Source organism: Oceanisphaera sp., assembly GCF_052084945.1.
GTDB lineage: Bacteria > Pseudomonadota > Gammaproteobacteria > Enterobacterales > Aeromonadaceae > Oceanimonas.
In genome coordinates this window covers 1-8986 of the sequence record NZ_JBQDEX010000076.1, presented here as the reverse complement: position 1 = coordinate 8986, position 8986 = coordinate 1, and the positions used below count along the sequence as shown (strand labels likewise).

Genomic DNA, 8986 nt, shown 5'->3' with positions numbered 1-8986 from the left:
GGCTCTTCATAAGGGTGAGCGGCGCGTAAAGCCGCTATGGCGGGGCGAATCAGCGTATCTTGGCACACCAACTCCACGCGTACTTCTGCTACCTGCTCAAGCTCACCAGCTTGGCCGATAAAAGGGCTGGCGGCGGCCATGGGTTTAAACTGGCCGGTGCCCCGGGTTTCAAAGCAGCATTGCTCATAATCGCCAATCTTACCTGCGCCGCTAGCAAACACCGCTGCCTTTACCTGTTCAATATGCGACTCTGGTACAAAAAATACTAACTTATACATAGCGGATCACTCAAAAAATGTGAAGGGAATAGACCAATCTAGGCGGTGCTTGTTTCGGGCAGTCATACGCTGTAAGTAGCATTAAGACAGTGTTTTTATTGCACTTACAGCATACGGCGTATAGCGGCTTTCTGACACTTACACCTTCTTCAAAAAGGCGGCCACTAATTGAATTTGCATGCCATTAACGCGGCCCATAATGTGGCCGGGTAAACTGGCGTTAAGGTTAATCCCTTTAACCACTGTGCCGCGTTTAGCGGTAAAGCCCGCGCCTTTTACGTCTAAGTCTTTAATAATGGTCACAGAGTCACCGGTTGCTAGGCGCACGCCATTACTATCTAACAGCACCTCACTGTCATCTTCTTCTGCATCTACTAAACCGGCTTCAGCCCATTCCTGTACTTCTGGTTCTAAATACATCATATCTAATAAGTCTTGTGCCCAAGCCTCACTGGATAATTTTTTTAGCGTGCGCCATGCCAAAACTTGCACTGCAGGCTCTATGTTCCACATGCTATCGTTTAAGCAGCGCCAATGATGTTGATCTTGTGGCGAGTCTAGCGCTTGGCGACAGGTTTGGCATAATAAAACACAATGCTCGGCCTGCTCGCCATGATGAGGCGCTACTGCGTGTACGGCAAGTTGCTCGGTGGCAGCACAAAGCTCACAGCGGTGATCGCTACGGGTTAATAATTGCTGTTCAATGGACATGGTTAAGCTTCTCACTTTAAGAAAAAATATCGCCATACTCTAGCATAAAACCGCCTTGTTGTTGTGGTTATAGCAGGGATGCCGGACAATAGGTGTTTCATTTGAGTTATTGTTTTCTAGGGGCCAAGACATGGAATATGAGCGGCCAACATTGACATTAGAAATGGGGTGTCTACGTCTACAAGGGGCCTGGACATTAACGCATTATAGCCAGCTAAAGCGTAATTTTAACGCGGTTGAGGCCGCTGTAGATCGGCTAGAAGCCAGCCAATTAACGGCACTGGACACAGCAGGGGCAGCACTGCTGGTTGAGTTATTAGGTGCCAATGTATTGTGTCAATTACTGCCCAGTGCCACAGGGTTATCTGCTGAGCGCCGCGCCTTACTGCTTGCCGTCGCTGAGGTTGTTGAGGCACAAGGCCCCGCGGTTGCCGTGACTACACACTGGACCGACAGCCTAGCCAAGCTAGGAGAGAAAGTGCTGAGTGGCTGGCAACAGTTTGTGCTCTTACTCGGGTTTATGGGGCTGACATTAAGTACTTTGATGCGCACCGTATTAATACCGCGCCGTTGGCGCATCACCGCTTTAGTCGCGCAAATGCAACAATGTGGTCTAAATGCGGTCCCTATTGTTGCCTTGCTCACTTTTTTAGTGGGGGCGGTGGTGGCATTTTTAGGGGCGACTGTGTTGGTTAACTTTGGTGCCACCCTGTACACGGTCGACTTAGTGGCTTACTCCTTTTTACGTGAATTTGGTGTGTTACTCACGGCCATCTTGTTAGCGGGGCGCACTGCCAGCGCGTTTACTGCACAGTTAGGCTCAATGAAGGTGAACGAAGAGTTAGATGCACTACGCATTCAAGGGCTTGATCCTATTGCCTTATTGGTACTGCCGCGCCTCTTAGCCTTAGTGATTACCTTACCCTTATTAGCCTTTATTGCCGTGTTGTCCGGCTTAGCTGGCGGGGCCATGGTATCGTTATTGTCACTGGATATTTCATTAACGCAATATATGTCTATTGTGCAGCAAATTCCTTTGCGACATTTATGGGTTGGTTTAGGTAAGGCACCAATATTTGCCTTATTAATTGCGCTGATAGGCTGTTTAGAAGGGTTTAAAGTGAGTGGCAGTGCGCAGTCTGTTGGCCAACATACCACCTCGAGTGTGGTGCAATCTATTTTTGTCGTGATCTTATTAGACGCGATTGCGGCGCTATTTTTGATGGAGATGGGATGGTAACGCATAGCCAGCAGGTGATCATTGAGGTGCAAAACCTAGTGAGTCGGTTTGGCAGCCATGTGGTACACGATCAATTAGATTTAAGTGTTTATCGCGGTGAGATCTTAGGCGTGGTGGGCGGATCGGGCACCGGTAAATCTGTGTTATTACGATCCATTGTTGGGTTACGTCAACCCAATGGCGGTACAGTGCAGTTACTGGGGCACAATATACTGGATCTTGCTCAAGCAAAGCAGCAGCAATTACAACAGCGCATGGGCGTCTTGTTTCAAAAAGGCGCTTTGTATTCTTCCCTTACTCTACAAGAAAACATTGCGCTGGCACTTATCGAGCAAGTGGGCTTATCGCGCCAAGAAGCTGCGGCATTGGCCATGATAAAGCTTGGCTTAGTTGGTTTAGCGAGAACGGCTGCGGATAAATACCCCGCAGAACTTTCTGGCGGCATGGTCAAACGTGCAGCATTAGCACGAGCTTTGGCTCTCGATCCCGATATTTTATTTTTAGATGAGCCGACCGCTGGGCTCGATCCTATTGGCGCTGCGGCCTTTGATCGCTTGTTATTAACGTTGCGTGATGCGCTTAAATTAACCGTTTTTTTGGTCACTCACGATCTTGATACTTTGTATGCCTGTTGTGATCGGGTGGCGGTATTATCACAGCAGCGAGTATTGGTAGTAGATAGTTTGCCTAAGGTCGCATTGACCGATGATCCATGGATCCGCGACTATTTTCGTGGCCCTCGAGGTCGTAGTGCACAACAGTCGGCGGATGCTTTCGCTCAGGAGTAAATAATGGAAACCCGGGCCCATCACGTATTAATTGGTTTATTTACGCTAGCAGTAGCGGCTGGCATTTTATTGTTTAGCTTATGGTTGGTAAAAGCGAGCGACCAACAAGATTCACAGTTATACGATATTGTTTTTCGTGAAGCTGTCACAGGGTTAAGTGTGGGAAGCAAAGTGGAATACAGCGGAATTCGGGTAGGGGTAGTTACGCAATTATCGCTCGATAAACAAGATCCTCGCCAAGTGTGGGCCCGGGTACGTCTTACTAAGCAAGCGCCCATTAAAGTGGATACCCAAGCACGGTTATCGCTCGCACTTATTACCGGCATCGCCAGCATTCAGTTAAGTGATGGCTCCCCCACCAGTGCTTTGCTGCGTAGTGAAGATGGCAAGGTGCCTCAGCTGGTTGCCATTCCTTCTCCTATTGCGCGACTCAAGCTCAACAGTGAAGACTTAATGCAGTCGGTTACGTTATTGGTTGATAATGCGAACCGATTATTTTCAAAAGAAAACAGCGAGCATTTTAGTCACGTGCTGGCCAATTTAGAAACCACTACCCGTTTAGTCAGTGAGCAAAAAACGGAGTTGCGCCAAGGAGTACAAGACCTAGTGGCGGCAAGTCAACAAATGAAGCTGGCCATGAACAGTGCAAATGGCTTAATCAGTAACTTAGAACAGCAGATTAATCATGACGGCGAGCGGCTATGGAATAATGCCGATAACGCCTTGGCATCACTGAGTCGCAGCAGTGCGCAAATAGAGCGTTTGCTGAACGATAACCAACAGGCATTAGGTGCAGGTTTACAGGGTATGGGTGAATTACAACCTTTGATGCGGGAGTTGCGTAGCACCTTAGTTAGATTGGGTGAACTTTCTCGACAGGTAGAACAAAACCCGGTAAATTTTTTGCTGGGTGGAGACAATATACAGGAGTTTCAACCATGAGCATGACCCCGTTAAGACATAGTCGGTTATTGGGGTATCTGTTGTTACCTATGATGTTGGCGGCTTGCTCGGTATTACCTCAGCCTGAGCCCGTTACTCTGTATCACTTACCCTCTCCTCCTTCCGTCGTTAATGTAGATACCGACCCATCTCTTGGTATTACATTGCAGGTAAATCGGCCCGAAGCCAATGGCTTGCTAGCAGGAGAGAGAATAACGGTAAGCCCAAAACCTAACCAGTTGAGTGTGTATCAAGGGGCTCGATGGGCCACTGCTGTGCCTGTCTTGTTTCGCGATCAGTTAATTACTCGCTGGCAGCAACACGGTCGTTTTGAGCATATTATTAGTGATCATGATGCTTTGCCGGCAGATATTGAGTTAAAAGGGGCTTTACGTGCTTTTTATAGTGAATATCAACAAGGTATGCCGACGGTGGCTATTCATTTTGATGCGCAGTTAATTGCACAGCAAAGCCATACTCTCTTAGCTAGTCGGCAGTTTATAGTGCATCAAAAGCCCCTTGCTGTGGCGTTACCGGCGGTTGTTTCGGCCTTTGGTGAAGCCCATACCCAATTGGCTGATGACATGCTGAAGTGGCTCTTAGTCGTCATCGCAGACAATGAGCGAGAGTAACCATGAGCCATTCTAAAAGAACGCTACGCCAGTTATTTACTGGCCTATCAAACAGCCTATTACTGTTAGTGGTTATGGGCTGTGTGATTGGTGTGGTAGCGGGCTTAGTGATGGCAAGCTTTATTGCACTACTCAACTTGGTATTAGGCAGGCTAAATGGTGAAACCTTAGAAGATTTTGAGTCGCTATCGATGGGCTGGCGCTTTGGCTTGCCGATTTTAGGCAGTTGTTTGCTTATTTTACTGTATCGCTTTACGCCTAAGTCTGCACAAAGCGTAGGCTTAGTCTATGTACTAGAGCGCCTGCAATTTGGGCGTGGCCGATTGCCGATAGCTAATACGCTGTTTCAATTTGTGGCCGCCCTTATTTCATTAGGCTCTGGGCACAGTGTGGGGCGAGAAGGGCCTGCTGTACAAATGGGAGCTGGGGTGGCCAGCTTATTGGGGCAATATACTCAGCGCCCACCCAGTCAATTGCGGTTGTTGGTTGGATGTGGCACGGCGGCAGCCATTTCTGCGGCTTTTAATACACCCTTGGCGGGGGTGTTATTTGCTATGGAGGTGGTGTTAATGGAGTACAGCATATTAGGCTTTGCGCCCATTATTGCCTCAGCCATTACGGCGTCGGCTTTTACGGGCTCTTTGCTAGGCTCGCACTCTATATTAACGCCAACGCGTTTATCTTTAGCTGATTATGGTGATATTCCTAGTTTATTAATGACCGGCGTTTGGGTGGGGTTAGTCGCAGTATTATTTCATTACTTAGTACGATTATTTTTGAAATTTCCAGTTAAATCCCGCGCCGCTCGTTTGCTGTTAGTGGGTCTTATTACGGGCTGTTTAGCGTTGTTTGTTCCGCAAATATTAGGCTCTGGTTACGATACAATTAATGCCACTTTAGGTGATCAGTTACCTGTATTACTCTTGTTATTAGTGCTGGGAGCTAAGTTAGTGGCCACGGCGGCAGCCATTGGGTTTGGTGTACCGGGTGGGCAAATTGCTCCCATGTTAATGTTGGGTGTGTGCGCAGGAGGCATTGCAGGTGCCTTGGTGCCTGGGGGATCAGAACCTGGGCTATATGCTTTGCTCGGTATGGCTGCCATGATGGGAGCCATGTTGCACGCCCCCTTAGCGGCCATTGCCACTGTATTAGAGTTATCATTGAGTGCCGAGGCGATGTTTCCGGCCATGACGGTGGTGCTTACCGCCAACCTAGTGTGCCAGCATGGCTTTCGCCAGCCCTCATTAATTTTAACCCTACTTAAACAGCAGGGCCGCTTGTTACAAACCCATCCTTTACGTGCGGCATTAGCACAGCGTTATTTGTCTGAGTTGGCGCATTTTGAATTTATAGAGGTGGATCTGAGCACTGAGCGTCAAGCAGGCCACCCAGAAAGCGATGCCATTGCAGAGCTGCTTGAGCAGTCACCACTGTGGTTAGTTGTTCGTCAAAACGAGCACTGCTATTTATTAAAAAAGAGTGTGCTGGAGCAGGCATACCAGCAACATGAGTCTACACAGCTGCCCCGCTTACGTGAGTTACTTACCCCACTGCTTAATAGTAACTTACAGTTACTTGAGCTGAGTGAAGATGCCTCTTTACTGACTGGCTTCAAAATTATTCAAAAAGAAGACACTCGTGGCTTTTTAATTCCCATTGGTCAACAAGGCCTAGGGCTAGTCACTCGCCGTCGATTAGTTAAAATGCTCACCTCAGACGAAGCCATGTACTAACATAGTGCAATATTGAATAAAACCTGGTTGTATTTTTGTCGGGGCCAATTCATTGGACCAAAACTGATACGCAGGTTAATGGTCGATTGACATCGACCCTACACAATCCAATGCTATATTGTCTATTTATTCAACACTCATTAAAGCTCAGCTAATGCTTGCTTGGCTTGCGCTTGCCACTTGCCGGGTAGGGCAGCGGCGCTTTGTAAGCTGGCCCGGGCGGCTTCTAGATCACCCAGCCCTTGCTGTGTCAGCCCTAAGTTTAGCCAAGCGGCTGCTAGCTCATTATCTAACTGCGTTGCCTGAATAAAGGCATTTTCGGCAGCCTGCGAATCGCCGTTAGCGTGCTCGGCATTACCTAAGGCAAACCAAGCCAATGCCTGCTCTGGCCAGCGCTTGACTAGGGCTCGCCAAGCGGGCAGAGCATCAGCGGGCGTGTTTGCGGCTTCAAACGCCGAGATACTATTCATCGCTGCTTGAGGTTGTATGGTCTGCGGCAACTTGTCTGCTGGTAGCACCACCATAGCCCAACGGTCACTGCGCGCCCAAGTGGCATCAAAGCGGCTCATTTCCATCACCTGCCTCGATTGCTCGCCGCTATGCAAAATCAGTTGCTGGCGCTCTCTGTTATAACCAATTACCACTGCGTAGTGCCACATTGGTAAGAAAGATAAGCCTAAGTTTTGTAGTACCACCACCGGATGGCCTGCATTCACCTCGGTTAATAGTGCATCAAAACTGCTATTAAGCGGATAGCTAATACGTTGATGCCGGCGTATTGTGGCCAGCATTTCTGGTTGTACACTGCCCTCGCGACCCGGTACAAACACTTGAGGGATCAGTTCATCTACAGAAACAGATTGACCGCTGGCACCTAACACCATTGATAAAGCAGCGGGGCCGCATTGAAAGTCGCGCTGACTATAAAACGGCACGCCTGTGATATAAGACTGTTGAGGTAGCGCGGTCGATGCATCTTGAGAAAGAGTAGGTTGACTGGCGCAGCCACTTAATATGCTTATCATCAATAATGTAAAAAGGCCCGCCATGCGAGCCTTTGTTAAAAATAGAGCGGTTATCATTAGCGGGTAAACGGATAAACGTTGGTGAGACCTAATAGGTCAGTAATTAGCAGTACAATAAAGACTGTGAGTAAAGCGCCAATTACAGCGTTGGCACCTGCAGGCATATTATCTAGCTGATCAGCCATTTGCAGCACTTCTTGATCGGACATAGCAGCGACACGCGCTTCTACTTCGCTCATTTCTACACCGTAATTTACCAGCTGTTCTTGTACATCGGTGCGGGCTAATAAATCATTGATGCGCTCACGTTCAGCATTAATTTGTACCGCATCTAAGGCACTTTGGGTAGACACCAGTTGACTGGGTTGTGCTTGTACGGCCATCGGCATGGTGCCCATCATGAGCGATAAAATGAGCAATGGATTAAGTATTTTAAATAATTTTTTCATAGTGGTGACCTTCCTGAATAAATGAGACGGATAATGGCTGCAATAATAGTACTAAATGGTGCAGCGTGACTCTCTTCTGTGAATTACTTATTGTTATAATGGTAAATCTCTATCTAAATCAGCATCAGTGCAAGCATTTTACTGTTATATAAAAGGCACTGTTACACTACATTAACGCTTGAGTCCTTACTCATCAATAGCTTAGCCCCATTTGAGCCGTTTTTGATTTGCGACAGCAATCGACACCTTGGCGATATATATAGGGTGGCGGTCACTAATAAGGAGAAATATCATTCTGATATTTAACACTAAGCGATGGCTCTTTTTTTTACTCTGTTGTTTATCTGCCGCTGCTAGTGCTGTGAGTGAGAGAACACCCGTTGAGCCGCTTACCGTTAAGGTTATTGAGCGCTTACCTCACGATACTGCCGCATTTACCCAAGGCTTACAGTGGTATCAGGGCGTATTGTATGAAAGCACTGGCTTATATGGTGCGAGCAGTATACGTAAAGTGGAGCCACAGACGGGAGAGGTATTGGCGCATCATTATCTGGATGACGCTTACTTTGGTGAAGGGCTGGCGCGGGTGGGTAATAAACTTATTCAGCTTACCTGGCGCCAAGGGCTGGCTTTTGTGTATGACCTAGATAGTTTAGCGCTAATGCAGACGTTTGATTACCCTGGTGAGGGCTGGGGTTTGTGCTTTGATGGTAAATATTTATGGATGAGCGACGGTAGTAGCACTTTATATCAGCGCGATCCTGACGACTTTAGCTTAATCACACAGCTTAATGTCACGCTAAATAACCAGCCTGTGACTCGACTAAATGAGTTAGCCTGTGTCGGGGAGGATATTTATGCCAATGTGTGGAAAAGTTCTCGATTAGTGCGCATTAACAAAGCCACTGGCCGCATAAACGCAGAAATAGACGCCAGTGCCCTCGTCAAAGAAAGCGGCCGCCGTCATCCCGAGTCGGTATTAAATGGCATTACTTATGATGAGCAAGAGCAGGTGTTTTATCTTACAGGCAAACGCTGGCCAAAGATCTTTAAAGTGCAGTTGCAGGAGAGATAGCGCTCAGCACCAAGCACCCAGCTCAACACAAACGACAAAGCACAGTGTGTTAATACCAATCGTATTAAATAAGTAGTCAGTTTGTACTGTCTGTAAAAGCCGAACAAAGGGGC

General features: G+C 47.7%; 10 protein-coding genes. 6 read left to right on the top strand and 4 right to left on the bottom strand.

Translation table 11 applies throughout. The annotated features are described in order from the left end of the window. A partial coding sequence (locus ACTHY5_RS08115) for an NGG1p interacting factor NIF3 (RefSeq protein WP_441878528.1) occupies window positions 1-278 on the bottom strand: 278 nt, incomplete at its 3' end. A gap of 138 nt (window positions 279-416) precedes the next feature. Then, a complete protein-coding gene (locus ACTHY5_RS08110) occupies window positions 417-989 on the bottom strand; it encodes a PhnA domain-containing protein (protein ID WP_441878526.1) in 573 nt (190 codons plus the stop codon). A 130-nt stretch (window positions 990-1119) separates the two neighbouring features. Here ACTHY5_RS08110 and ACTHY5_RS08105 point away from each other — a divergent pair, with 130 nt between their 5' ends. Genes ACTHY5_RS08105 through ACTHY5_RS08085 form a run of 5 tightly spaced genes read left to right on the top strand, consistent with a single transcriptional unit; the run spans window position 1120 to window position 6324 of the window. After that, on the top strand, window positions 1120-2229 hold the full coding sequence (locus ACTHY5_RS08105) for an MlaE family ABC transporter permease (RefSeq protein WP_441878524.1): 1110 nt from the start codon (window positions 1120-1122) through the stop codon (window positions 2227-2229). Next, complete coding sequence (locus tag ACTHY5_RS08100) at window positions 2223-3017, top strand: ABC transporter ATP-binding protein (RefSeq protein WP_441878522.1); 795 nt, start codon at window positions 2223-2225, stop codon at window positions 3015-3017. The genes ACTHY5_RS08105 and ACTHY5_RS08100 overlap by 7 nt, the downstream gene beginning before the upstream one ends. Before the next feature lie 3 nt (window positions 3018-3020). Continuing rightward, the gene (locus tag ACTHY5_RS08095; protein WP_441878520.1) at window positions 3021-3959 is read left to right on the top strand and encodes an MlaD family protein; all 939 of its coding nucleotides are present in this window, start codon (window positions 3021-3023) and stop codon (window positions 3957-3959) included. Continuing rightward, window positions 3956-4591 carry an ABC-type transport auxiliary lipoprotein family protein gene (locus ACTHY5_RS08090; RefSeq protein ID WP_441878518.1) on the top strand — a complete coding sequence of 212 codons (636 nt, stop codon included), beginning with the start codon at window positions 3956-3958 and terminating at the stop codon, window positions 4589-4591. The genes ACTHY5_RS08095 and ACTHY5_RS08090 overlap by 4 nt, the downstream gene beginning before the upstream one ends. Before the next feature lie 2 nt (window positions 4592-4593). After that, complete coding sequence (locus tag ACTHY5_RS08085) at window positions 4594-6324, top strand: chloride channel protein (RefSeq protein WP_441878516.1); 1731 nt, start codon at window positions 4594-4596, stop codon at window positions 6322-6324. Window positions 6325-6464: 140 nt separating this feature from the next. Here the strand turns inward: ACTHY5_RS08085 and ACTHY5_RS08080 are convergent, their stop codons facing one another. Then, window positions 6465-7373: a PA2778 family cysteine peptidase gene (locus ACTHY5_RS08080; protein ID WP_441878514.1), complete on the bottom strand. Its 909-nt coding sequence runs from the start codon at window positions 7371-7373 to the stop codon at window positions 6465-6467. 32 nt (window positions 7374-7405) lie between these two features. Beyond that, complete coding sequence (locus ACTHY5_RS08075; RefSeq protein WP_441878512.1) at window positions 7406-7798, bottom strand: PA2779 family protein; 393 nt, start codon at window positions 7796-7798, stop codon at window positions 7406-7408. A gap of 247 nt (window positions 7799-8045) precedes the next feature. On the opposite strand from ACTHY5_RS08075, the gene ACTHY5_RS08070 reads away from it, so the two are divergent. After that, complete coding sequence (locus tag ACTHY5_RS08070) at window positions 8046-8873, top strand: glutaminyl-peptide cyclotransferase (RefSeq protein WP_441878510.1); 828 nt, start codon at window positions 8046-8048, stop codon at window positions 8871-8873. The last annotated feature ends 113 nt before the right edge of the window (window positions 8874-8986 follow it).